Annotated in this window: 20 protein-coding genes and 1 pseudogene; 10 read left to right on the forward strand and 11 right to left on the reverse strand. The window is 59.8% G+C overall.

The genetic code is table 11. The features are described 5' to 3' along the window. Positions 1 to 43 precede the first annotated feature (43 nt). The 4 genes from EKL15_RS12450 to EKL15_RS12465 all read right to left on the reverse strand — a co-directional run bounded on the left by EKL15_RS12450 (position 44) and on the right by EKL15_RS12465 (position 6,660). A complete protein-coding gene (locus tag EKL15_RS12450; protein ID WP_203089546.1) occupies positions 44 to 1,333 on the reverse strand; it encodes an alginate export family protein in 1,290 nt (429 codons plus the stop codon). 41 nt (positions 1,334 to 1,374) lie between these two features. Then, positions 1,375 to 2,274 carry a glyoxalase gene (locus EKL15_RS12455; RefSeq protein WP_238423700.1) on the reverse strand — a complete coding sequence of 300 codons (900 nt, stop codon included), beginning with the start codon at positions 2,272 to 2,274 and terminating at the stop codon, positions 1,375 to 1,377. A 527-nt stretch (positions 2,275 to 2,801) separates the two neighbouring features. Then, the gene (katG, locus tag EKL15_RS12460; protein ID WP_203089548.1) at positions 2,802 to 4,997 is read right to left on the reverse strand and encodes a catalase/peroxidase HPI; all 2,196 of its coding nucleotides are present in this window, start codon (positions 4,995 to 4,997) and stop codon (positions 2,802 to 2,804) included. A gap of 259 nt (positions 4,998 to 5,256) precedes the next feature. Continuing rightward, a complete protein-coding gene (locus EKL15_RS12465) occupies positions 5,257 to 6,660 on the reverse strand; it encodes a coniferyl aldehyde dehydrogenase (RefSeq protein ID WP_159318967.1) in 1,404 nt (467 codons plus the stop codon). Positions 6,661 to 6,880: 220 nt separating this feature from the next. Here EKL15_RS12465 and EKL15_RS12470 point away from each other — a divergent pair, with 220 nt between their 5' ends. After that, positions 6,881 to 7,711: an alpha/beta fold hydrolase gene (locus EKL15_RS12470; RefSeq protein ID WP_060434591.1), complete on the forward strand. Its 831-nt coding sequence runs from the start codon at positions 6,881 to 6,883 to the stop codon at positions 7,709 to 7,711. 67 nt (positions 7,712 to 7,778) lie between these two features. Here EKL15_RS12470 and EKL15_RS12475 read toward each other — a convergent pair whose 3' ends face one another. Both EKL15_RS12475 and amiA read right to left on the reverse strand, forming a co-directional pair. Further along, positions 7,779 to 8,831 (reverse strand): porin, encoded by a 1,053-nt coding sequence (locus tag EKL15_RS12475; RefSeq protein WP_203089550.1) that lies wholly within the window; start codon positions 8,829 to 8,831, stop codon positions 7,779 to 7,781. A 54-nt stretch (positions 8,832 to 8,885) separates the two neighbouring features. Continuing rightward, on the reverse strand, positions 8,886 to 9,728 hold the full coding sequence (gene amiA, locus EKL15_RS12480) for an N-acetylmuramoyl-L-alanine amidase AmiA (RefSeq protein WP_060428219.1): 843 nt from the start codon (positions 9,726 to 9,728) through the stop codon (positions 8,886 to 8,888). A 334-nt stretch (positions 9,729 to 10,062) separates the two neighbouring features. On the opposite strand from amiA, the gene EKL15_RS12485 reads away from it, so the two are divergent. From EKL15_RS12485 to EKL15_RS12515, 7 genes are all read left to right on the forward strand, one after another. Continuing rightward, complete coding sequence (locus EKL15_RS12485) at positions 10,063 to 11,433, forward strand: MFS transporter (protein ID WP_060451691.1); 1,371 nt, start codon at positions 10,063 to 10,065, stop codon at positions 11,431 to 11,433. 16 nt (positions 11,434 to 11,449) lie between these two features. Then, on the forward strand, positions 11,450 to 11,848 hold the full coding sequence (locus EKL15_RS12490) for a hypothetical protein (protein WP_223182167.1): 399 nt from the start codon (positions 11,450 to 11,452) through the stop codon (positions 11,846 to 11,848). A 46-nt stretch (positions 11,849 to 11,894) separates the two neighbouring features. After that, positions 11,895 to 12,971 carry an ABC transporter substrate-binding protein gene (locus tag EKL15_RS12495; RefSeq protein WP_225528604.1) on the forward strand — a complete coding sequence of 359 codons (1,077 nt, stop codon included), beginning with the start codon at positions 11,895 to 11,897 and terminating at the stop codon, positions 12,969 to 12,971. A 42-nt stretch (positions 12,972 to 13,013) separates the two neighbouring features. Further along, on the forward strand, positions 13,014 to 14,024 hold the full coding sequence (locus EKL15_RS12500) for an iron ABC transporter permease (RefSeq protein WP_060425978.1): 1,011 nt from the start codon (positions 13,014 to 13,016) through the stop codon (positions 14,022 to 14,024). Beyond that, positions 14,011 to 14,778, forward strand: coding sequence for an ABC transporter ATP-binding protein (locus tag EKL15_RS12505; protein WP_060420360.1), 768 nt, complete (start codon positions 14,011 to 14,013; stop codon positions 14,776 to 14,778). Before EKL15_RS12500 ends, EKL15_RS12505 begins: the two co-directional genes overlap by 14 nt. Before the next feature lie 101 nt (positions 14,779 to 14,879). Then, positions 14,880 to 15,755 carry a glyoxalase III HchA gene (hchA, locus tag EKL15_RS12510; protein ID WP_063919640.1) on the forward strand — a complete coding sequence of 292 codons (876 nt, stop codon included), beginning with the start codon at positions 14,880 to 14,882 and terminating at the stop codon, positions 15,753 to 15,755. After that, positions 15,752 to 16,480 (forward strand): PA1136 family autoinducer-binding transcriptional regulator, encoded by a 729-nt coding sequence (locus EKL15_RS12515; protein ID WP_203089552.1) that lies wholly within the window; start codon positions 15,752 to 15,754, stop codon positions 16,478 to 16,480. Before hchA ends, EKL15_RS12515 begins: the two co-directional genes overlap by 4 nt. Here EKL15_RS12515 and EKL15_RS12520 read toward each other — a convergent pair. Together EKL15_RS12520 and EKL15_RS24825 are read right to left on the reverse strand one after the other, a co-directional pair. Further along, on the reverse strand, positions 16,477 to 17,367 hold the full coding sequence (locus EKL15_RS12520; RefSeq protein ID WP_087763164.1) for a LysR substrate-binding domain-containing protein: 891 nt from the start codon (positions 17,365 to 17,367) through the stop codon (positions 16,477 to 16,479). The genes EKL15_RS12515 and EKL15_RS12520 overlap by 4 nt on opposite strands. A gap of 50 nt (positions 17,368 to 17,417) precedes the next feature. Next, positions 17,418 to 17,483 (reverse strand): annotated as a pseudogene (locus EKL15_RS24825) (SWIM zinc finger family protein); the annotation flags it as partial. A 12-nt stretch (positions 17,484 to 17,495) separates the two neighbouring features. On the opposite strand from EKL15_RS24825, the gene EKL15_RS12530 reads away from it, so the two are divergent. Beyond that, complete coding sequence (locus EKL15_RS12530) at positions 17,496 to 18,068, forward strand: hypothetical protein (RefSeq protein WP_087763163.1); 573 nt, start codon at positions 17,496 to 17,498, stop codon at positions 18,066 to 18,068. Between the two features lie 50 nt (positions 18,069 to 18,118). Here the strand turns inward: EKL15_RS12530 and EKL15_RS12535 are convergent, their stop codons facing one another. The 3 genes from EKL15_RS12535 to EKL15_RS12545 all read right to left on the reverse strand — a co-directional run bounded on the left by EKL15_RS12535 (position 18,119) and on the right by EKL15_RS12545 (position 22,023). Then, positions 18,119 to 19,825 (reverse strand): hemolysin, encoded by a 1,707-nt coding sequence (locus EKL15_RS12535; RefSeq protein ID WP_100396977.1) that lies wholly within the window; start codon positions 19,823 to 19,825, stop codon positions 18,119 to 18,121. A 572-nt stretch (positions 19,826 to 20,397) separates the two neighbouring features. Continuing rightward, positions 20,398 to 20,886 carry an N-acetyltransferase gene (locus tag EKL15_RS12540; RefSeq protein ID WP_060439524.1) on the reverse strand — a complete coding sequence of 163 codons (489 nt, stop codon included), beginning with the start codon at positions 20,884 to 20,886 and terminating at the stop codon, positions 20,398 to 20,400. Positions 20,887 to 21,123: 237 nt separating this feature from the next. Continuing rightward, positions 21,124 to 22,023, reverse strand: a complete 900-nt coding sequence (locus EKL15_RS12545) for a LysR family transcriptional regulator (RefSeq protein WP_004928662.1) — start codon at positions 22,021 to 22,023, stop codon at positions 21,124 to 21,126. A 227-nt stretch (positions 22,024 to 22,250) separates the two neighbouring features. On the opposite strand from EKL15_RS12545, the gene EKL15_RS12550 reads away from it, so the two are divergent. Beyond that, on the forward strand, positions 22,251 to 22,601 hold the full coding sequence (locus EKL15_RS12550; protein ID WP_203089555.1) for a cyclophilin-like fold protein: 351 nt from the start codon (positions 22,251 to 22,253) through the stop codon (positions 22,599 to 22,601). The last annotated feature ends 2 nt before the right edge of the window (positions 22,602 to 22,603 follow it).

Below are 22,603 nucleotides of genomic sequence, written 5' to 3' on the forward strand. Positions count from 1 at the left end.
CAGACGGGGCGCCAGGTTCGGCGCCCTTTTTCTTGGCCTGGCGTTAAAAGCTGTAGGTGCCCTGCGCCAGCACGAAGTTCATGTCTTTCAGCCCGGCATGTTGCTGCAGGCTGTGGCCGACGTCGAAGTAGACATAGGCCACTTTGAACTGGAGATCTCTGCGTGGCGTCCAGGTGGTTTCGACCTGATACTGATTGCCGATAAAGCGCGAGCCCTGCTCGCTGCCTTTCACCGGGCGCATCGGCCCGAGATAGAAGGCATCCTCGCGGCGTTGCCGCCATAGCGCGTCCCAGCTGAAATCGATGGACAGGGTTTGCCACGGCGTAATCGTGACCGAAGGGTGGATGGCGATCAGGTTAGCCGGCGCCACCAGCCCGTTCTCGGTCAGGTAGGGCAGCTTGGGGTACATGGCGTTAAAGGTATTGAGCTGCCCATCGTGACCGTTTTTATCGCCGCTGGCGATGCCAATTTTGCCGCCAAAGCGCGGCTGCCAGCGCCAGTCGCTCACCGTATACCCGGCGTGCGCCGACGCCGACCAGGCGCGGATGTCGCGCTGTTCTGCGCTGCCGAACTGCCAGGCGGCCTCGTTGTCCCAGTCGAATCCCTGCGCCGCGCCGAAAATGCGCGCGCCGACGGTATAACGCCGCTCTTGCCCGCTGAGCTGCGCGTAGTGGGCATCGTTATCCTCAAAGCCGAAGGTGTAGAGATCGAGCGCGGAAGCCAGCGCGGCCAGCGGCGTGGTGCCGTACAGCCCCCACACCTTTTGGCTGTTGTCGGTATCGTCGTCGAAACTGCCGGTTTTAAGGGTGACGGGATGGCCGATAAAGGCGTCGAGGCGGTTTTTATCCTTGGCCCAGCTGGCGCGGACGGCGTCGAAAGAACGGCGCACGTTGGGGCCGTCGCGGGTGCCCATCAGGTGTAGCGAACCCAGCGCAATCTCCTGGCGGCCGACCCGCAGGGTGCCGAGGCCGTAGGCGGTGGGCAGTTTTAAGTCCACATAGCCCTGACCGAGATAGGCATGATCTTCGTCGGTCGGCTTGCGCCCGCGATCGCGCGGCGTGGCCAGTGACGATCCCAACTGAACATAGGCGCCAAAGTTGTCGCCATAGTCGAGGCGTGCGCCAATCAGCAGGCGCTGCATGAAGGTATCGTCGCGTCCGCCGCTCAGATCCCGTTGATCCGTCCATTCATAGCGCTCGCGCAGTGAACCGTCGAAAGACAGGGTGGCCGCATCGCCCAACGGGATGTTTTTCCAGGGGGACGCGGCGGGCTCCGCCGCCAGGGTGGGGAGCGTGGAGAACAGCAACAGTGCGGGAAGCGTGCGTTTCATCATGGATATCCGAAGAAAAAAGCGCGCCGCAGCGCGCCTTGGGTTTATTTAGCCGCCTGGTGAATTTCGGCGATGTAGCCGCCGGGGAAACGCACCAGCGCCGAGGCGCGGCGCTCCGCCGCCGTCGAACGCCACAGCACCTGCGCGCCGCTGGCCGTCGCTTTGGCCAGCGTGGCCGGCAGATCGTCGACGCCATAGCCGGTGCGCTCATGGCCGAACGGATAAGGCAGATGCCCGTCGGTGACGAAAATGCGCGTTTTGCCGAAGCGGGAGTCCAGCGCGATCTGACGGATCTTGCCGTTGTCGCTGCGGCCGATCGCCGTATCGCTGACCTGTTCGTCGCTCACGACCTTGCCGTGCGAGAACGCCTGGTAGCTTTTCAGGAAATCGTCGACGCGGTAGGCGGAGAGATACAGGCGGTTTTCCGGCACGCTCAGCAGCGGCTTGTAGTTAGGCGCCTTGGTGTGCCAATAGAGCTGCATGTTGACGCCGCCGGGCCACTGGATCACCGCGTCGCGGCCGATCGGATCGTCGAAAGGCGCAACCTGCACATCGGCGCCGGCGGCCCTGGCTTGGCGGATGGCGGCGTCCATATCCCTGACCAGAAAACCGTTGCGCTCGGTGCCGAACGGGTGCGGGATCGGCGTTTTGAAATCGAACACCGAGAAGCTGCCGGCCGGCGTCAGTATCAGCTGGGAGTAAGTTTCGCTCGGCGTGGGCGTGACGTTGACCAGCACGCGTTCGGTGCGGGTACCGCCGAATGTTTTCAGAATGCTGTCGACAAAAGCATCCATCTTGCCGCGTTCGACGTAGACATGGGTGGTGTCATATTGCGGCCCTACGGCGAGAGACGCCGTATCGGCCGCCCAGGACAGTGCCGGGAGCAGCAGCGCAAGGGCCGATATCCTCAGCCGACGAGAAGAAATACCGATAATATGTTGCATGATGACCTCCAGGTAGCGGTTATTTTCCTGAGTAAAGTGTGATTCCCTATGACCTTTCCCGTCGGTTGAAAAATAAAAAAGAAAAGCGCAGTGCGCGGGGTGAAGCATTAAATAAGGGCGAGCGTCTGGCGCCTAGGAAAATATCACCCAGATGCAGAACCTCTTTTTTATTGGCATAAAAACGGTGGGCGCCTTTGGCGGCCGGGCCCGCAGCCGCTAAGGGGCGGCGATGAGAATAAAGCCCGCCTTGGCGCATATTGAGGTGAATCGAGGATAATCCATAACGGTGTTCTCCTGGATGGGATATATCGCATTAGCCAGCTGAGTTTACGGTCTTCATTGCCGTCTAAATATAAATACAACATTAAAAGAATTGCCGCCCATCAAATTTTTATATGACTTGTTGAGTAAATACGAATAAGCGGAAAAATGAAATATAACGACGGGCGCTGCGGCTGGCGCTGAGCGGAGGCGGTGTTGATCTCGGGAGAAAAAACGGCCTGCCGAAGCAGGCCGTTGCGGGGTGTTTACGCCAGATCGAAACGATCGAGGTTCATCACTTTGTTCCAGGCGGCGACGAAGTCGTGGGCGAACTTCTCCTGCGCGTCGGCGCTGCCGTAGACTTCGGCCAGCGCGCGCAGCTGCGCGTGTGAACCGAACACCAGATCGACGCGGCTGCCGGTCCATTTGACCGCGCCGCTGCGGCGATCGCGCCCTTCGAACAGGCCGTCTTCACCGACCGGGTGCCAGGTGGTGCCCATGTCGAGCAGGTTGACGAAGAAGTCGTTGGTCAGCGCCTGCGGCCGCTGGGTGAACACGCCGTGCTGCGTGCCGCCGACGTTGGCGCCGAGCACCCGCAGCCCGCCGACCAGCACCGTCATTTCCGGTGCGGTCAGGGTCAGCAGCTGCGCCTTGTCGACCAGCAGCGTTTCGGCCGGCACGCGGTATTTGCCCTTCAGGAAGTTGCGGAAACCGTCGGCGAGCGGTTCCATCGCCTCGAAAGAGTCCACGTCGGTCTGTTCCTGCGAAGCGTCCATGCGGCCCGGCGCGAACGGCACCGTCAGGGCCAAACCGGCGTTCTTCGCCGCCTGTTCCACGCCCGCGGCGCCGGCCAGTACGATCAGATCTGCCAGCGAGACGCGCTTGCCGCCGGTCTGGGCATCGTTGAAGGTGCGTTGGATGCTCTCCAGCTTGGCCAGCGTCGTGGCGAGCTGCGCAGGCTGGTTGACCGCCCAGTCTTTTTGCGGCGCCAGGCGAATGCGCGCGCCGTTGGCGCCGCCGCGTTTGTCGGAACCGCGGAAGCTCGAAGCGGAAGCCCAGGCGGTGGAGACCAGCGCCGACACCGGCAGGCCGGAAGCCAGCACGGCGTTTTTCAGCGCGGCGATATCCTGCTCGTCGATCAGCGGATGATCGACCGCCGGGATCGGATCCTGCCAAATCAGCTCTTCCTGCGGCACTTCCGGGCCGAGGTAGCGCGCACGCGGCCCCATGTCGCGGTGGGTCAGCTTGAACCAGGCGCGGGCGAAGGCGTCGGCCAGCTCCTCCGGGTGCTCATAGAAGCGGCGCGAAATCTTCTCGTAGGCCGGATCGAAGCGCAGCGACAGATCGGTGGTCAGCATGGTCGGGCGGCGTTTCTTGTTCGGATCGAAGGCGTCGGGAATGGTTTCACCGATGTCTTTCGCCACCCACTGATGCGCGCCGGCCGGGCTTTGGCTCAGCTCCCATTCGTATTCGAACAGGTGGCGGAAGAAGTCGTGGTTCCATTGGGTTGGGGTGGTGGTCCAGGTGACTTCCAGGCCGCTGGTGATGGCGTCTTTGCCGACGCCGGTGCCGAACGTGCTGTGCCAGCCGAGGCCCTGCGACTCCAGCCCGGCCGCTTCAGGATCGGCGCCGACGTTAGACGCCGGGCCGGCGCCGTGGGTCTTGCCGAAGGTGTGACCGCCGGCGATCAACGCCACGGTTTCTTCGTCGTTCATCGCCATGCGGGCGAAGGTTTCACGAATGTCGCGCGCGGCGGCCACCGGATCGGGATTGCCGTCCGGGCCTTCCGGGTTGACGTAGATCAGGCCCATCTGCACCGCCGCCAGCGGGTCTTCCAGGTCGCGGTCGCCCGAGTAGCGGCTGTTTGGCCCGCCGCTCAGCTCCAGCCAGATCTTCTCCGAACCCCAGTAGACGTCGTCCGGCTCCCAGGTGTCGGCGCGGCCGCCGGCATAGCCGAAGGTTTTGAAGCCCATCGATTCCAGCGCCACGTTGCCGGTCAGGATAATCAGGTCGGCCCAGGAGAGGTTGCGGCCGTATTTCTGTTTGATTGGCCACAGCAGGCGGCGCGCCTTGTCGAGGCTGACGTTGTCCGGCCAGCTGTTGAGCGGGGCGAAGCGCTGCTGGCCTTCGCCCGCGCCGCCGCGGCCGTCGCCGATGCGGTAGGTGCCGGCGCTGTGCCAGGCCATGCGGATGAACAGGCCGCCGTAGTGGCCGAAGTCCGCCGGCCACCATGCCTGCGAGTCGGTCATCAGGGCGTGCAGATCCTGTTTGACCGCCGCCAGATCGAGGCTGTTGAAGGCATCGGCGTAGTTGAAGTCTTTGTCCATCGGATCGGACAGGGGGGAGTGCTGATGCAGCGGTTTCAGGCTGAGCTGATTAGGCCACCAATCCTGATTGGTGGGGCCGTCTTGCGGTGCGGGCTGCTTGCCGCCCGAAAACGGGCATTTGCTTTCAGTTGTCATAATGCGCTCTCTGCTTCCGTAAGGGTGCTCCAGCCGCCGGGCGTGGAGCGGTTAACAAGGCATGCGGGTCAGGCTTGCGTCGGGTGTTGCGCTAAGTAACTGAACTCAATGGAATCACATCGCCCCGGCCGCTAACGGGCACAGGGCGACTCATGGCTAAGCTTAGTCAGCGGCGGCGGAGAGATAAAATAGGAATGAGTGAATATTGCGATAGCTTGCGGCGATTCATGGCTGTGTTATTGATAGCCGGCACGCCGCCTTATCGACGCCGCAGCATCACCTTGAGCACCGCGTCTGCCAGCTTGCCGAACGGTGCGCGCAGCAGATCGGTGAAGTGCCAGCGGCTTTGGATGAAGACGCCCTTGGCGTGGCTCAGCGCCCGGAATCCTTCAATGCCGTGATAGGCCCCCATGCCGCTGGGGCCGATGCCGCCGAACGGCAGATCGTCCTGGGCAAAATGCAGTAGGGTGGCGTTGACGCTGACGTTGCCGGAGGTGGTGCGCGCCAGCAGCCTGTCCTGCAGCGTGCCGCCTGGGCCAAAGTAGTACAGCGCCAGCGGGCGCGGCCCGGCGTTGATAACGTCGATCGCTTCATCAAAGGCGGCGTAGGTGCGTATCGGCAGCAGCGGCCCGAAGATCTCCTCTTGCATGATCCGGCTGTCGTCGGGGGCGCCGACGATCAGCGTGGGGGCGAGGGTTTTCGGCCGTTCCGCCGCCGAGTTCGGGCGATGGCCGACCGGATGGATTTGCGCGCCGCGCGCCTGTGCGTCGGTGAGCAGATCCTGCAAACGGTGGTAGTGCCTGTCGTTGATGATGGCGCCGTAGTCATGGCCCGTCGGCCCGTCAGGGTAAAACGCTTTGACCGCCGCGTCGTAGAGCGCGATGAAGTTTTCCACATCGTCCTGATGGATCAACAGGTAATCGGGTGCGATGCAGGTTTGGCCCGCGTTCGACAGCTTGCCGAATGCCAGGCTGTTAACGGTTCTGGCGGTGAGCGCGCCGGGCGCCACGACGGCGGGGCTTTTGCCGCCCAGCTCGAGCGTCAAGGGCACCAGATTTTTACCGGCCGCCTGCATGATCTGGCGGCCGATCGTCGTGCTGCCGGTGAACACCAGGTGATCGAACGCCAGTGTGCTGAACCCGGCCCCGACGTCCGGCCCGCCGGTCACCACCGCGACCTCATCGGCGGGAAACAGCGCCGCCAGCATGGTTTCGATGAGTTGGCTGGTGTGCGGCGTGAGCTCCGAAGGTTTCAGCATCACGCGGTTGCCGGCGGCCAGGGCGGTGGCCAGCGGGATGAAGGTCAACGAGAAGGGATAGTTCCACGGCGCCATGACGCCAATCACGCCTTTAGGTTGGTATTGCACGTAGGCGCGCCCGGCCTGGTACGGCAGGGCGACGTGGCGGCGTTCCGGCTGCATAAAGCGCTTCAGGTGGCGCAGCAGATAATCGATCGCCTGCACGGTGACCAGGATCTCCAGAATTTCGGTTTCGTAAGGCGAGCGGTGGCCGAAGTCCGCGCTGACGGCCGCCGTCAGCGCACCGCGCTGGGCCAAAATGGCGCTCCGCAGGCGGCGCAGGGCGGTTTTGCGCTGAGCGATCGTCGGTGCGCCGTCGCGCAGGAAGGCATGGCGCTGGGCGGCAAGCCGTTGCTCCATCGTCATGAGGATGTCATCTCCCTGCACTTGAATTCTCCTGATGCCGAGTGAAAGCGGGAATGCGGTTTGCCGAATCCTGTTTGACCTTAAAGTGAGCTTTAAACCTATACTCGTTAAACGATCAACGCAAGATCGTCGGCCAACCGGGATGAGGGAGCCAGAGATCCCGGCGCCGCGCGCAGTATAAACCTTCTTTTTTAACCATAGTGTAAATGGGAGAAACGACATGGGTTACGTAACAACCAGCGATGGCGTCGAGATTTTCTACAAGGATTGGGGCCCAAAAAACGGCAAGGTTATCTACTTCCACCACGGCTGGCCGCTGTCCAGCGATGACTGGGATGCCCAGATGCTGTTCTTCGTGAACCAAGGGTTCCGCGTGGTGGCGCACGATCGCCGCGGCCACGGCCGCTCCAGCCAGGTGTCGGAAGGGCACGACATGGACCACTACGCCGATGACGTCGCCGCGGTGGTAAAACACCTGGGCGTGCAGGGCGCGATGCATGTGGGCCACTCGACGGGCGGCGGCGAAGTGGTGCGCTATATCGTGCGCCACGGCGAGGACAAAGTATCCAAAGCGGTGCTGATCAGCGCGGTGCCGCCGCTGATGGTGAAAACCGACGCCAATCCGCAGGGCACCCCCAAAGCGGTGTTCGATGATTTCCAGGCGCAGCTGGCCGCCAACCGGGCACAGTTCTATTACGACGTGCCCGCCGGCCCGTTCTACGGCTATAACCGCCCGGGCGCCAAACCCTCTGAGGCGATTATCTGGAACTGGTGGCGCCAGGGCATGATGGGCGGCGCCAAGGCGCACTACGACGGCATTGTCGCCTTCTCGCAGACCGATTTCACCGAGGATCTCAAGAAGATTGCCATTCCGGTGCTGGTGATCCACGGCGATGACGATCAGGTGGTGCCTTATCAGGACTCCGGCGTGCTGTCGGCCAAGCTGGTGCAAAACGGCACGCTCCATACCTATAAGGGCGCGCCGCACGGCATCCCGACCACCCATGCCGATCAGGTCAACGCCGATCTGCTGGCGTTCGTGAACAGCTAAAGACTCAACGCGTCGCGAGCCTCGCCCCTTACCGGGCGGGGCTTTTTATTGGCTGCGGGAGAGCGGATCACCAATGATAGCTGATGCCCATATCGAGCTTGTCCGACGCATCGACGCCGGGCGTGTGCTGCGAAAGGTTATTGAATTCATAGTTAATGAACACCTGCATATTGCCGTTGAGCAACCAGGTGACCCCCAACTCCTCATAGTTCAATAAGTCCGTGTTCCGGCCTGCCCGGGCCTGTATCAAGCGGGTATAGCCGATGTTGGGTTGAATATGGTCCGTCAGCCGATATTTGGCGAGCGCTTCATAACTTGACGCCGAGCCGTGGTTAGCGGTTTGTTGCGGGCTGATGGCGTTGTCGCTTTGGGTGAACACGGCCGCAAGATAGATTTTTTTCGACGCATAGAGAACCCCTTCGGCCAGCGTGTCGATGCGCCGGCGATAACCGGCGGCGTGTTGCTGCTGCTGCGTGGTTTGAGACGCCGAGGCGGCGGCGATGAGGCTGAGCGTCGGCGTCAGCGCATAACGGAACGAGGCACCGAATCCGTTGCCGTTTTGTTTGCCCGGCGCTTGCCGTTCGTCGCCGTCTTTGAACTGGTATTGCAGCGCGAGGGCGGCGCGCCGCTGAAACAGGCTGAAAGTTTGGCGGTAGGTGAGCAGGTTATGCGCCCGGCCGCGCATAAAGTTGTCGATATAGTTGTAGGCCATCTCTCTAAACAGCGGAGAGCGATCGGTCAGGGCGGTCACATCATAAAGCACGCCCCAGTTGCGGCCGATATCGAGGCTGCCCAGGGCGGCGTTTTGCACGCCGATATAGGCGAGCCGGGTGCTGTTGCGCGTCGCGTCGGCGAAGCTGACGGTATATTCCCAGTGGGCGTAGGCCTGCCAGCGCGGCGCGATCTTTTTTTTGCCTATCAGGCCGAAATAGAGGTAGCTGCGGTCGCCGTCGTCGCGTTCGTTTTGGCCGCTGTAGCGTCTGGCGATAATCGTGCCGTAGAAATTCAGGCTGTTTTGCTGCGATCCCGTCAACGACACGGCGGAGGCGCCGCACGGCAACAAGGCCAGCAGGGGGAAAAGCATGCCCGCCGAAAAATTACGAGGATTGCGTTTTATCATGATGGCACCGTCCCTGTGCGCGGCAAGCCCGTGAGCTTGCCGCCCCGGCGAAGCTTAAGCGTGCGTTTCGCGTTTAAAGTAGCTGACGATCCCCTGAGCGATCGCCGTGGCAATTTTATTTCTGAAGGCGGGGGTGCCGAGCAGCCTTTCTTCCTCAGGGTTGGTGATGAAAGAGGTTTCCACCAAGACGGAAGGAATATACGGGGACTTTAAGACCACGAAGGCCGCCTGTTCGGTATTTTTGGCATGCAGATGATGGATGGGCGCAATATGTTGAATCAGGTGCGAGCCCAGCGCCAGGCTTTCTTTGATCGTTTCCGTCTGCTCCAAATCAAACAGTATCTTCTGCAAATAGCGGTCTTTCTTGATGACGTTAGGGCCGGCGAGATCGTCCGCCGCGTTTTCACTGTTCGATAAGTATTTCGCCATCGCGCTGCTGGCGCCTCTATTGGAAAGCGCAAAGACCGACGCGCCGCAGGCGCTGGGGCAGGTAAAGCCGTCGGCGTGGATGGACATGAAAAGATCCGCGCCATGCCGGTGCGCGATCTCCACCCGATCGTAAAGCGGAATAAAAACGTCGCTGTCGCGCGTCAGGCGGGCATCGATGCCGTGTCGATCGAGCTGTGCACGCACATTTCTGGCGATCTCCAGAACGACATGTTTTTCCAGCGAACCGGTGTGGCCAATGGCACCGGAGTCGATGCCGCCATGACCGGGATCCAACATCACCAGGAATCTTTTTCGCGCCCCGTGAGGGCCGTTCTGCTTTTTGGGGCGTGGCAGGCCGTGGGCGTGAGCCAGCGGGGAAACGGCGCCGTTCAGCGCCAGGGCCGCCAACCCTGCCAACATCATTCTGCGGCGAGATAACCGGGTGTTCAAAAGGTCCGTCTTAGCCATAAGGGTAACCAGCATAAAAGGAAAGGGTGTTTTTGTTATAACATAACAATTCCGTGCGTCGGCGGGGTTGTCTGTTAGCGGCTGTTACTTTTAATGTCATTCCTTAAATTCACTGGCTTTTTATACTGCATTTATTTTGTTTATTGAATGTTCGTATTGCTATTCATTTGTTTTGCATTTGTTAATTCTTATTTTGACACACTATTTAATCTAATATTTCAAATGAGATTTATTCTCCTTTTTAATTGATATGTTATAACGTAATTACTAAAACGGATAAAAAACGGGGTCTTTGCCGCCGGCATGAAGCCACTCACGTTTTTGGAGCGTTAACATGACTTTTAAACACCAGGAAAAAGAGACATTAAATATATTCGCCGTTCTCGCGGTCTCGTTAAGCACGGTCATCGCCATGCTCGACAGTACCATCGCCAACGTGGCACTGCCGGTGATCGCCAAAGATTTCGGCGTCTCCGAATCGGCCTCCATCATGATTATTAATGCCTACCAGTTTGCCGTCGTTGCCTCTTTGATGCCCTTCGCGGCGCTAGGCCGCGCGGTAGGCAATAAAAAGATCTTTATAGCCGGGGTGGTGCTGTTTGCTTTTTCATCCTTGGGCTGCGCGCTTTCCGCGACGCTGTCGATGCTGACGGCATTCCGGGTGATACAGGGCTTCGGTGCGGCGGCGGTGCTCAGCGTCAATGCGGCGCTGATCAAGGAGATATACCCGGAAAGGCTGCTGGGGCGCGGCCTGGGCATAAACGTAATGGTGGTGTCGGTTTCCGCCGCCGCCGGGCCCTCCATCGCCTCGGCGATACTTTCTCAAACGAGCTGGAACTGGCTGTTTACCATCAATGTTCCCATCGCCTGCCTGTCGCTGTTGTTGAGCCTGATCTTCCTGGCCCCCCGCGAGCGGCGCAGCGTTGGATTCGACAGCGGGGGGGCCCTGTTGGTGTTTGTGCTGTTCATCGCTTTCTCGCTCAGCACCATGAGCATGACCACCCACCATCTGCCGGCGGCGGCGCTGAGCTTTGCGGTATTCGCCGGGCTGGCCGGGTTGCTGTATATCAATCAGAAAAGAAAGGCCAACGCCGCGCTGATCCCGATCGCGATGCTGCATAACCCGACGCTGTCATTGTCTTTGCTGATGTCGATGCTGTCCTACAGCACCCAGCTTTTGGCTTTTGTATCGCTGCCTTTCTATTTCCACAATGTCCTGCAAAGAAACGTGGTGGATATCGGTCTGTTGCTGACCGCCTGGCCGCTGGCCACCATGGCATCTTCGCTAATTTCCGGCGATTTGGCCAAGAAATACGATCCCAATCTTGTTGCCCTCTCGGGCCTCGCCTGTCTGCTGGCAGGCATGCTGCTGATGGCCAATCTGCCCAGCGATCCGTCGAATGGGGCGATCGTATGGCGCGTGGCGCTGTGCGGCATCGGTTTTGGCCTGTTTCAATCACCGAACAACCTGCTGATCATGACGTCGGTCTCCCATGAAAACAGCAGCATCGCCAGCGGCCTGTTGGGCAGTTCCCGGCTGATTGGGCAAATCGTCGGTTCGGCGTTAGTGGCGATTTTCTTCAATATGCGGGGCGCGCAAGCGACGAATATCAGTTTAATGGCGGGGGCGGCATTCTCGTTCCTTTCTCTGGTCGTGAGCTATATGCGCTTCAAGTCCGCCGTTACGTTAAAAACCAGCAAATAGAAGCACGAGGTTTCCCATGCGATTTATCCCATTAGTGCCGTTGGTTATCGGGATGGCGGCGTTTTCCCTTGCCGGCTGCACGACCTACCACGACGTGGCGTTGCAACAAAAAGAGACGGGGCTCAATAGCCAATATTACCTGCTGCAGCCGCCGGTCTATGTCGGCGACCAGTTGAAATATGGTCTGAAGGACGGCAGCGGCGGCGAGCTGACGGTGGCGAAGGTTGAACCGAAAGACTTGGTTGCCGACAGCGGAAAAATCATTCCTCTGTCGCAGCTCTCTTTCCTGCAACGAAAAGACCTTTCCACAGGAAAAACCGCCGCGTTGGTCGGCGGCGGCGCGGTCGCCACCACGGCAATCGTGTTTGTGGCCGGGATCACCATCATGGCCGCCGGCATCGCCGCGTCGGCCTAAAGCAGCCCATCGACGCACGCCGCCGAGCGTGCGCACAGGAGGCACCATGTGCGTCACAGTGAAATTTATCGCCACCGCTCTGCTGGCAATATTCGCCTTGCCGACCGCGCCTTGCGCCACCGCCGGCCAGCCGGCGGCGGCCGAACCGCCACAAAGCGTGGCGGCGCAAACGCTGTCCGGCAGCTACCCGCGGATCGTCATCACCGGCAACTGCCCCTTCGGCGTGATCCTGGCGAACGAGGCGGCCTACCGGCACGTCGTCGGCGTGGGGCCCTGGGCGTTCATGCATGCCGATAGGCATGTATTGGAGGACATGAAGCCTGACATCGGCAGGATCACCTCCGCCTTCATCAATAAGGACTACCGGGTCAACATGGAATCGTTAATGAATCTACGGCCCGACATTATTTATTACTACGGCAAAAGCCAGGACGATCGGCTGGAAAGGGCGGGCGTGATGACCGTCGATCTGGATGCCGGTGGGAAGACAAAATACCAGCCGATGGCCACCCAGGTGTATTGGGAAAACACTTTCGCCGACACGCTCGGCCTGCCGCGCACGCACAAATTCAAAGACGCCTGGGAAAAGACCCTGAAGCAGATCCGCCCCTATGCCGCAGCCATCCATGCGCAGCACGTCAGGGCGTTGTATCTCGAAGAAAGTGACGGCAGGCAGCTGAAGGTGAGTGGCCCACATACCTACGGCGATACCTACCTGAAAATGGCCGGCATGGACAACGTCGCCGGGGATTTGCCGGTGAAGGGGGATGCCGGCAGGTACATCACCGTTTCGATGGAGCAGATCATGGCCTGGGACCCGGATGTGATTTTCGTGGTTTTCGGCAGCGCCAAAGCGCTGCTGCACGGGGGGATCCCCGGCCAGGCCTGGGAAACGCTCAGGGCGGTAAAAAACGGCAAGGTTTTCTCGACGCCGGTGGGCATTCATAACTGGGGGGGCCTGTCGGCGGAAACGTCACTGCTGCCGCTGTTTATGATCAACCGCTATGCCCCTGAAGACATTAGCGACAAGACGCTGCGGGAGGAGACGCGCCGCTATTATCAGACGATGTTCTCCTATGCGATCCCGGACCGGTTGCTGGATGAGGTGCTGGCACAGCGCTAGTGCCACGGTTGAATAGCATTCATTAATGGGGGGAGCTTGGGGATGCCGGGCAGAGGAAAATATGTGGCGATCCTGGCGGGGCTGTTTTTGGCCTTGTGTGTGGCCGCCGTCGCATCACTGTTTGCCGGCCGCTACGCCTTGTCGGCCCACGATGTGATGCAGATTTTATGGCAGGGGAACATGCCGGGGGAAAACCCGACCCGCTATTCGGTGATTTTTAACCTGCGTGCGCCGCGGGTGGTGGCGGTGATGCTGGTGGGCGGTGGGTTGGCGGTCGCCGGCGCGACCTTTCAGGCGGTGCTGAAAAACGCGTTAGCCAGCCCGGACGTGCTGGGCACCTCTTCCGCCTCCGCTTTTGGCGCCGCGCTGGGCATTTTATTGAGTTTGCCTTTTGCCCTGAGTGCCATGCTGTCGTTTCTTTTCGGCGTGGTGAGCCTGCTGCTGGTGTTCGGCATCTGCCGCCTGAAACGTCGGCAGGATGCACTGACGACGATCCTGTCCGGCATGATTATCGCGTCGTTGTTTATCGCGTTTGTCTCGGTCATAAAATATGTCGCCGATCCGCAGGATACCTTGCCGGCGATCGTCTTCTGGCTGATGGGCAGCTTCGCTTCGGTGGCGAAAGCGCAGGTCTATTGGCTAATCCCGCTGTTTGCGGCGTGTTACCTGACAATCTATCGGCTCAGGTGGAAAATGAACATTCTCTCGCTGGGGGACGACGAGGCGCGCATTGCCGGCCTAAATCCGCCCCGGTTGAAGATCCTGCTGCTGATCGCCGCCTCCCTGCTGGTTTCCGCCTCGGTGAGTTTGGCCGGCGTGGTGGGATGGGTCGGCTTGGTGATCCCGCATCTGGTGAGAAGCGTGCTGGGGTATAACCACGGCCGCCTGATCCCGGTCTCGGCGCTGAGCGGGGCGTTGTTTTTGCTGGTGATAGACAATATCGCCAGAGGCGCCACCTACGCAGAAATCCCGATCGGCATCCTGACCGCGCTGATCGGTGCGCCGCTTTTCGCCACGCTTTTTATTATGGGCAATCGATATGATCACCGCTAGCCGACTATCCTTTGGTTTCAAAGGGCGGGAGCCCATTTTCGACAACGTCAGCTTCGAGCTTAAGCGCGGCGAGATCCTCAGCGTGCTGGGCCCGAACGGCGCCGGCAAAACCACGCTGCTGAGAAATATTGCGGGCCTGTGTCGGCCCAGCGCCGGCTGGTGCGAGATCGGCCGCGTCGATAATCGAGAGGCGCGCCTGGCCTATGTGCCGCAGGCGAAGGCGCCACATTTTTCCTATGGCGTACTCGATTTTGTCACTTTCGGCTGCGTTCGTCAGGCCGGACTGTTTGCCCGGCCGGGAAAGCACGATTTCGCCAGGGCGCAGGCGGTGCTGCAATCCCTGGAAATCGGCCCGTTGGCGCAGAAAAGCATCGATCAGATCAGCGGCGGTGAACTGCAGATGTGTTATTTCGCCAAGGCGCTGATGGCAGATCCTGACGTCATGATCCTTGATGAGCCGGAGTCGAACCTGGATTTTTACAATCAGGCAAAAATGATTGAGATGCTCTGGCGCCTCGCCAAAGAGCGGCAGATGACGATCGTGCTGAATACGCATTTCCTCAATTACGCCGAACGCATCTCCGACAAGTGTTTACTGATGACAAAACGGCAGTCGTTGTTTGGCGTTAAAAGCGCTGTGCTGCGGGAAGATATCCTGGAACGCTATTTTCGGGTGCCGGTAAGAAAGTGCCGCTATGAATACCAGGGCGCCGGCGAAGAAACCTTTATTATCGCTCTGCGCAATCTCGCCTGAGTTTCGGCTGCAAAGATTGCTTGAGGGATATCCCTCATTGCGGCCCCGCCGGCGGTTATTTAAGCTGAAAGGGCAACGTAACGGTGAATATGGAGATAATCATGACTGATTCAGTGTCCAACGATCGTAATCCCACCCCGGATGTGGCGGAAGACAACGCGTTCTTCCCATCGCCTTACTCCCTCAGCCAGTACACCTCGTCCAAAACCGACTTTGCGGGCGCCAGCTACCCGAACGCCTATCGCGGCGGCAAGTGGAAGGTGCTGATGATCGCCTCGCAGGAGCGCTACCTGCTGATGCAAAACGGCAAATTCTTCTCCACCGGCAACCACCCGGTCGAGATGCTGTTGCCGATGTATCACCTGGATCTGGCCGGTTTCGAGATCGACATCGCCACGCCGTCCGGCGATCCGGTGAAGCTGGAGATGTGGGCGTTCCCGCAGGAAGACGAAGCGGTCAAGGCCACCTATGAGAAGTACCGCAGCCAACTCAAGCAGCCGAAAAAGCTGACGGAGGTGGTGAAGGATCTGGATGGCGGCAACTACCTCGGCGTTTTCATCCCCGGCGGCCACGGCGTGCTGAATGATATTCCGTTCAGCGAAGAGGTGAAAAAGACCCTGCACTGGGCGCACGACAACGATCGCTACGTGATTTCGCTGTGCCACGGGCCGGCGGGCCTGCTGGCGGCGGGCATCGGCGAGCGCAAAGAGGATTTCCTCTATCGCGGCTATGAGATGTGCGTGTTCCCGGACTCGCTCGATACCGGCGCCAACATCGACATCGGCTACATCCCCGGCCCGATGCCCTGGCTGGTGGGCGAACGCCTGCGCGAGCGGGGCGTCAAGATCGTCAACGGCGACATCACCGGCAAGGTGCATAAAGATCGGCGCCTGCTGACCGGCGACAGCCCGCTGGCCTCCAACAACCTCGGCAAGCTGGCAGCGGAGACGCTGTTGGCCGACGTCGCCGCGCGATGAGCGACGAGATCGCGCAGCGCGCTTTCCAGACGGCGCTGGCGATGGACCACGAGCGAACCCTGTCCGCCATTCAGGGGCGAGTTCGCGCCTTTGCCGCGCCGTTCGGCTTCGATCGCTTTGTGCTGTTTTCCGCTTCCGCCGCGGCGGAGGCGGGGATCGAGCATATCTATTGGGTCGAGGGCGACTGGTTCGGCGACGGCGAGGCCGTCGATGCCCTGACCTACGTGCGGCACTGCCCGGTGACCCGGCACATGCTGCGGGTCAGCGAGCCGTTTTTCTGGACCAAGACCCGGGCGCAGCAGGGTGAACGCTACCGGATTGTGCGCACGCCGCGCGGCGCGGGCCTGCACGGCGTGCAGATCCCGGTGTTCGGCCCGGCCGGTTTGGAGGGCGCCGTCAGCCTGGGGGGCGAGCGCATCGACGCTTCGCCGCCGGTGCGGCTGGCGCTGTCGCTGGTGGGCACGGCGGCCTTTCAGGCGGCGCGGCGGCTGTTCGCACCGGCGGCCGGCGAGGGAGAGGGCCGGCTGTCGGCGCGCGAGCGCGAGGTGATGAGCTGGACCGCCATCGGCCGGCGGCAGGCGGATATCGCCGCGATGCTCGGCCTGTCTGAACGCACGGTGGAAAACCACCTGCGCCGCATTCGCCAACGCCTTGGCGCCGCCACCACCGCGCAGGCGATCGGCGTGGCGATCCGCCTGGGGGAGATCGCCCCCGAGCGCCGTTAGCCCGCCGCCATTTGCCGCAGCAACCATTCGCGCAGCGCAATGATATCGGGGCGCTGCGCAGTTTCTTCGGTGGTCACCAGATAATAGTTGGCGCCGGGTAACGACATCTCGAACGGCGCGGCCAGCACGCCGCGCTGCAACAAATCGCGCGCCAGCAGCCGGCTGGCGATCACCACCCCCTGGCCCGCCACCGCCGCCTGCAGCGCATGCGTCTCGTCGCTGAAGGTCAGCCCGGCTTCCACGTTCAACCCTTCCGGCCCGTAGCGCCGCCGCCAGTTTTCCCAGGTCGGCGCGTCGGCGGGCACCTGCCGATGTTCCACGTGAAACAGCGTTACCCGCTGCAAATCCTCGCTGCGCTCCAGCGCCAGCGCCGGGCTGGCCACCACGATAAAGCGATCCTCATGCAGCAGGGTGCAGTGCAGATCGCTTTCCGGCGTTTCGCGGTAGCGGATGGCGACGTCCACGGTGCGCTGGTTGAGATCGACCCGCTCGACGCTGGTGTGCAGGCGCAGATCGATGGCGGGAAACTCCGCCTTGAAATCCGCCAGGCGCGGCACCAGCCAGTGGGTGAGAAAATTGGAGGTGGTGGTGACGGTCAGCGCCGGCGGCTGCTGGGCGCGGGTGATTTGGGCGACGGACTGCTCCAGCGCGGCGAAGGCGCGCTGGGTGCCGGCATACAGGATCTCGCCGGTCTCGGTCAGGCTGACGCCCTGCGCGCTGCGCTCGCACACCCGGCATTCCAGCACCGATTCCAGCAGCTTGATCTGATGGCTGACCGCCGTCGCGCTGACGCCCAGCTCCTCGGCGGCCAGCTTGAAGCTGCGGCAGCCGGCCACGGCGTGGAAGGCGCGCAGCGCGCCCAGCGGCGGCAAACGGGGTTTTCTCATGGCTGAGTTATTCTCATCTAAGGCTGAAAACTATGAGTTTGTCTGACCGATTATACAAGAGATAGGCTAGCGACATGTGAACAGGGGAATGAATTAATTTCATCATTTCCACATGTCGGGAGTTAACGATGAGCCTTTATATCAACAACGGCGCCCTGGGCGCCATGGAACACACGGGAACGGCGGCGAGCGGTCTGGCGCTCAGCGTGCCGGTCGCGGCGGGCGCCTTGCTGCTGAAGACCGAAAGCCTGCTGGGCATCGGCGTAACGCTGATGCTGCTAACGGCATTGGCGCTGGCGTTTCTCGGCGGCGCCGCGCTGGCCCGCTGGCAGCCGCTGCGGAAGCGGCCTGCGCTGGCTGTGCTCCGCTACGGTTTTTTGCTGGCGGCGGCGGGGTGGCTATTGACGCTGCTGATGCTGTTCGGCGGCCATGATTGGCCGGCCCTGCTGGCGGGCATCGCCCTCGGCGGCCTGGGGCAGGGCGTAGCCTACCGCACGGCGGTGGGGGAGAAAGCGGCGTTCGCCGTGGCGTGCAGGCTGGCGACGGTGGTGAGCATCGTGGCCGTGGTGGTTGCCGCGTTGCTGATTCAAACCTACGCCGCGCTGGGCGCGAGAGGAAGCTGTTTCGCGCTGGCGTTGCTGGTCGATCTGGCGCTGTTGGGGGCGTTGATGGCGCGGGTTGCGGAGCGGGATGGGGCCTGAGCCGTCGTGCTGAAGGAAAACAGCCCGCCGGTAAACCCGGCGGGCTTCGCTTAGGCGGCCGCGAGCTCTTGCGGCGTAACGGTTTGCAAGCCGACGAGCTGAATGGTCGGCTGCTCCAGCGTGATGCCGAAGTCGCCTTGTGCCCAATTGTAGATATTGACGACGTGCTGATTGAGCGCGCTTTCACCCTGCATGAATATCGACAGATCTTGCGTATGGGTTTGCGCGTTGTAGTTCAGCGAGAAGCTGCTGTTTGAGCCTTCGGTGCCGAAGGCCAGCAGGTGGTTATCGATAGACAGGGAAGAGGCCTGTAAAAAGCCCAGCTCGAAGCTGTCGTCGATGTAGATATTGTGGGTCTGCTTTACGGGAATATTCAGCAGGCTGTTGGGGAAGGGCACATCGTTGGACAGCATGCTCAGGTTCACGCCGAGATAATCCTGCGGCGCGCTCCCACCCGGCGCAGTGGTATAGCCGTGCTCGAAGCGAATCTCGCTGGAGCCTTTGCCCAGGTTGACCTCCAGACCGTTGGCCGGCGTCAGCACCCGATCGTTAAAGGTGACGTTATCCTTAAAGTCCGTCAGCTTTACCGCCTCGATGTTGTACAGCCCGTCCTTAAAGCCATACAGCCCGATGCCGTTTTTCTCGATCACCCCGCGCCCGCCATAGCTGCCCTGGGCGTCAAACTTCAGGTTTACCCCGTGCGACAGGCTGGAATAATCGACCGTATCATGGCCGCTGCCGCCGTCGATAACCGTCCAGCCGTAGTTGCCGGCATTGTTTTGCCAGCCGCGCGGCACGCTGATGGTGTCGTCGCCGCTGCCGGTGTTAACGGCGATATTGCCGAACGCCAGCGTGAAATCGTCGTCATACAGCGTACCGACGCGGTACAGATTCGGCGTGGACAGCACGTCGGCAATGTCGTTGAAAATCGCCGAGCCGATATCCAGCTTGCCGGGAATGATGCTGCCGCCGCCGGTCACGCTGCTGCCGTAGGATTCGGTGTAGAAATCACGCGCCGCTTCGGCGGCGAGGCGGATGGTCTCGTGGCCAATGCCGAGGGTGGTTAAATAGGTGGGCACTTCGCCCGCTAGCAGCGTTTCAACCACGTAGCTGAGGTTTTTCATCTGCATGGAGACCTGCGCCGCCGCAATCAAATCATAGGTGCCGCTTTCGACCTTAAAAGGCGAGGTGCCGTTGGTGGCCACCCATTCGGTAAAGAACGAGGTGTCGCCTAAATAAGAGAACAGCGTGGTGCCGGCCCAGGGTGAATAGTTGGGGGCTCCGGTCGAGGAGGCATCGGTGAACACCTCGGACGCCGCCGCGCCGGCGTCGATCAGGCCGACCTCGTGAATGTCCGGCACTTTGGCGCTGGTTGGCGGGGCATCCGGCAGCGGCGCGTTGGGATCGCTGCTCAGATCGACGCCAAACAGCGTCTTGGCGAAGTTCTTGGCGATGTTGTCGGAGGCATTCTGGATGCGCGTTTCCCAGTCATCGGGCACATGCCCGGTGCGCAGCTCATACTGCAGCTTGGTTTGGTCGCGAATGTAATGGGCAAACGCCCCCTGATTCGAGTTCACGCCATAGGCGCCTTTGATCCAGGTATACACCGCGATGTCCACGCCCTGAATAGGTTGATTGGCATGGTTGGGATCGGTGAGTGCATCGACGGAGGCGGCATACACGGCCGGCCAGTCGCCGGCTTTGGCGGCCTCCCAAATCGCTTGCAGTTTTTCTCGGTCGGTAATGACGTAAGCCATATAAACACTCCTTGTTGCTGAGAGATTGCTGTGAAATTCAACATGATGAATGGAAGCGCGCGATGAAATAAACCGAAACCCGTACAGCCAGAAACGCGCATGCCGCGAACCGCAGCGAACGATGGGCGGCAGGCGCCCATAGCGAAAGGATAGACGCAACTTGCCGAGTGCGAACAATTCGCTTATCGATTGTTTTTACAGGATTATTGCTGTAAATCGGCGGGTTAACCCGCGTATTGGCGCCAGGGAGGGATTTCCGTCAGCTGGGTTAGGAATCTTCTTAGATAAAAGAGTGGGTTTCGCTGGTGGGGGGGGCCAAGCGTTGGCGTTATGGCGGTGATTGTTGTTGCCGCTTTGCGGATTTACACCGACGGCAACGCAGGGGGGCGGTTTCGCTCCAACGCTGCTGGGGCGTGGAATGGGGTGGGGAAATGCTGGAGTGGGGACTCTGGCGGTCGGTTTTGTGCCAGGAGCGGACATTGATGATGTGAAGATATATAGTGGTAGATTGCCTATCGATAGTTGATATTATCCGAGATTGTCTCCGAAAATTATGATTAACGGATTGCTGATCAGTCGGATCCTAGCAAAAGACTCATATCAAAACCAGTTATCCGAAAACCAAACTCTTTATATAATTTCAAAGCCCTTTGATTGTCCGGTGACACTCTGAGTTCCACCTCATATGCGCCCTGTTGAGTCAGCTCATTCAGGAATGCACGGATAAAATCCCGACCCATTCCCTTACCCTGAAATTCTGGGAGAAGCATTATATCTAACAAAAAGGCTGAGTTATCTTCCAGGCTGAACCACAGATATCCCGCAGCCTGACCGTCATGTTCATAAGTTCTAAAATGGTTATTTTGAGTATTGATACCCGCTGGCAAGGCTGCTTTAAATGATTTCGACGCCTCTATCTGGGCTTTTTTACGGCTGTACCGATGATTTGCCATCAGGTCTTCAACATAGTCATTTGAAGAGAGGCCCCCCCAGAGGTCAAACTCGTCGTCATGCATGGGCCTATAAATTGATTTGGGGATTTTTGACTGTTTTGTTTTCAATTTACTGTCTCATTCTTAATAGCAACGTAACGCATACTTAGTACTACTCTACCGAATTATCCGCCGATTCAGCATGATAAAATTATATCATATAGCTTTGTCAACTGAGCGTAATTTTGCTGACGCCGAAGTCTGCACTTCGCTCAAAGCAGACCCAATGACCACGTAGCCTGTCCGTTGCGTGCCAGAAGCGGACGTTCACGTCCGTTCTTGAAATATTGGCCCGATAATTCAGCGTTAAATTTTCCGGTTAATACGCAACGCATCCACAACGAGTGAAAACGCTGGGGAAGGCTGTTTACGGCTGGGATAATAAAGATAGTAGCCGGGAAAAGGACGGCACCATTCTTCAAGCACGCGGATCAGTTTTCCTTCCTGCAGATGTGTGCCGAACTCCTCTTCAGGTAAAAAGGCAATGCCTAGTCCGGCAAGAGCTGCGTCAACGACGTGTTCCGATGTATTAAACGTCATTTGCCCTTCAACCCGAACGTGAAATTTACCGTTTTCCTGCTCAAACTCCCAGGCGTAAATTTTCCCCGATTGAACCATGCGCTCATTAATACAGCAGTGTTGCATCAGATCGCGTGGCGTCTGAGGGGCGGCGCACCGGGCAAAATACTCAGGGGAAGCTACAGCCGCCATGCGCAGTTTCGGGCCAATGGGTACGGCTATCATATCTTTGTCGATAGTGTCTCCGAGCCGCACGCCGGCATCAAAACGATCCGCAACGATATCCCGGAACCCGTGGTTGGCATCAAACTCAATATGAATATCAGGATATTCGCGTAACAGTGGTGTCAGCTTTGGCAGCAGCGTGGTCTTCAGAACATTAGGTCCACATGTAATACGGACGGTCCCCGCAGGTTTATCACGCAGTGCCGTCAGCATGTCCAGCTCGGCTTCAATCTCATCAATACGATGGCCCACAGACTGCAGCAGTCGCTCCCCGGCAGCCGTCACTGACACACTGCGCGTGGTCCTTGTCAGCAGGCGGATTTGCATCCGTTCTTCCAGCCCGGAAATCGCCTGGCTCAGTGCGGGCTGGGTCACGCCGAGCTGGGCGGCAGCGCGCGTAAAGCTGCCCTCACGCGCCACGGTGACGAAAGAGAGTAAGTCGTTGAGATTGCGTCTGGCCATGCTCGTTTCCGGTCCATTTATAAATTTTACTTATAAGGGTATTAAGTATTCATTAGCTAGTTAACCCGCTGCATATTGGTAACAATAATGCGATGAAAAAGTCAACGCTAACCCTTATGCAAAACGCTTACTGCAGAACATCACTGCTGCTCCTTGCCGGCCTGCTTTTCGTCACGCAGTCCGCTATGGCGGGTGAGAACGACCGGGGAGTGGCGCAGGAGACGCTTATGAAAATTGAGATCATTGTGGAGGGAGAAACCGCCACCGCCACCCTCTTTGATACGCCGACAGGCCGGGACTTTGCGTCTTTGCTTCCCCTCAGCCTGACGCTGGAAGACTATGACGATATTGAGCGTATAAGCGACCTGCCGCGCAGGCTTTCCACGGTGCAGGCACCGGACGGCATGACGCCGGAAGCCGGAGATATCACTTACTACGCGCCCTGGGGCAACCTGGCGATTTTTGCCCGGGGCAGGGCTTACGCCCGTTCACTGATCCCGTTAGGGAAAGTGGATTCCGGACTGCCGCTCCTGCAGCGCCACGGACCTCTTGCGGTGCAGATCAGGGTCGCCAACTGACC

The organism is Serratia sp. 4542 (assembly GCF_016805595.1).
Lineage (GTDB): Bacteria > Pseudomonadota > Gammaproteobacteria > Enterobacterales > Enterobacteriaceae > Serratia > Serratia nevei.

Bases quoted from the DNA above. Each gene is read 5' to 3' on its own strand.
- EKL15_RS12450 (WP_203089546.1), bottom strand. From the start codon at position 1,333: ATGATGAAACGCACGCTTCCCGCACTGTTGCTGTTCTCCACGCTCCCC.
- EKL15_RS12455 (WP_238423700.1), bottom strand. From the start codon at position 2,274: ATGCAACATATTATCGGTATTTCTTCTCGTCGGCTGAGGATATCGGCC.
- katG (WP_203089548.1), bottom strand. From the start codon at position 4,997: ATGACAACTGAAAGCAAATGCCCGTTTTCGGGCGGCAAGCAGCCCGCA.
- EKL15_RS12465 (WP_159318967.1), bottom strand. From the start codon at position 6,660: ATGACGATGGAGCAACGGCTTGCCGCCCAGCGCCATGCCTTCCTGCGC.
- EKL15_RS12470 (WP_060434591.1), top strand. From the start codon at position 6,881: ATGGGTTACGTAACAACCAGCGATGGCGTCGAGATTTTCTACAAGGAT.
- EKL15_RS12475 (WP_203089550.1), bottom strand. From the start codon at position 8,831: ATGATAAAACGCAATCCTCGTAATTTTTCGGCGGGCATGCTTTTCCCC.
- amiA (WP_060428219.1), bottom strand. From the start codon at position 9,728: ATGGCTAAGACGGACCTTTTGAACACCCGGTTATCTCGCCGCAGAATG.
- EKL15_RS12485 (WP_060451691.1), top strand. From the start codon at position 10,063: ATGACTTTTAAACACCAGGAAAAAGAGACATTAAATATATTCGCCGTT.
- EKL15_RS12490 (WP_223182167.1), top strand. From the start codon at position 11,450: ATGCGATTTATCCCATTAGTGCCGTTGGTTATCGGGATGGCGGCGTTT.
- EKL15_RS12495 (WP_225528604.1), top strand. From the start codon at position 11,895: ATGTGCGTCACAGTGAAATTTATCGCCACCGCTCTGCTGGCAATATTC.
- EKL15_RS12500 (WP_060425978.1), top strand. From the start codon at position 13,014: ATGCCGGGCAGAGGAAAATATGTGGCGATCCTGGCGGGGCTGTTTTTG.
- EKL15_RS12505 (WP_060420360.1), top strand. From the start codon at position 14,011: ATGATCACCGCTAGCCGACTATCCTTTGGTTTCAAAGGGCGGGAGCCC.
- hchA (WP_063919640.1), top strand. From the start codon at position 14,880: ATGACTGATTCAGTGTCCAACGATCGTAATCCCACCCCGGATGTGGCG.
- EKL15_RS12515 (WP_203089552.1), top strand. From the start codon at position 15,752: ATGAGCGACGAGATCGCGCAGCGCGCTTTCCAGACGGCGCTGGCGATG.
- EKL15_RS12520 (WP_087763164.1), bottom strand. From the start codon at position 17,367: ATGAGAAAACCCCGTTTGCCGCCGCTGGGCGCGCTGCGCGCCTTCCAC.
- EKL15_RS12530 (WP_087763163.1), top strand. From the start codon at position 17,496: ATGAGCCTTTATATCAACAACGGCGCCCTGGGCGCCATGGAACACACG.
- EKL15_RS12535 (WP_100396977.1), bottom strand. From the start codon at position 19,825: ATGGCTTACGTCATTACCGACCGAGAAAAACTGCAAGCGATTTGGGAG.
- EKL15_RS12545 (WP_004928662.1), bottom strand. From the start codon at position 22,023: ATGGCCAGACGCAATCTCAACGACTTACTCTCTTTCGTCACCGTGGCG.
- EKL15_RS12550 (WP_203089555.1), top strand. From the start codon at position 22,251: ATGAAAATTGAGATCATTGTGGAGGGAGAAACCGCCACCGCCACCCTC.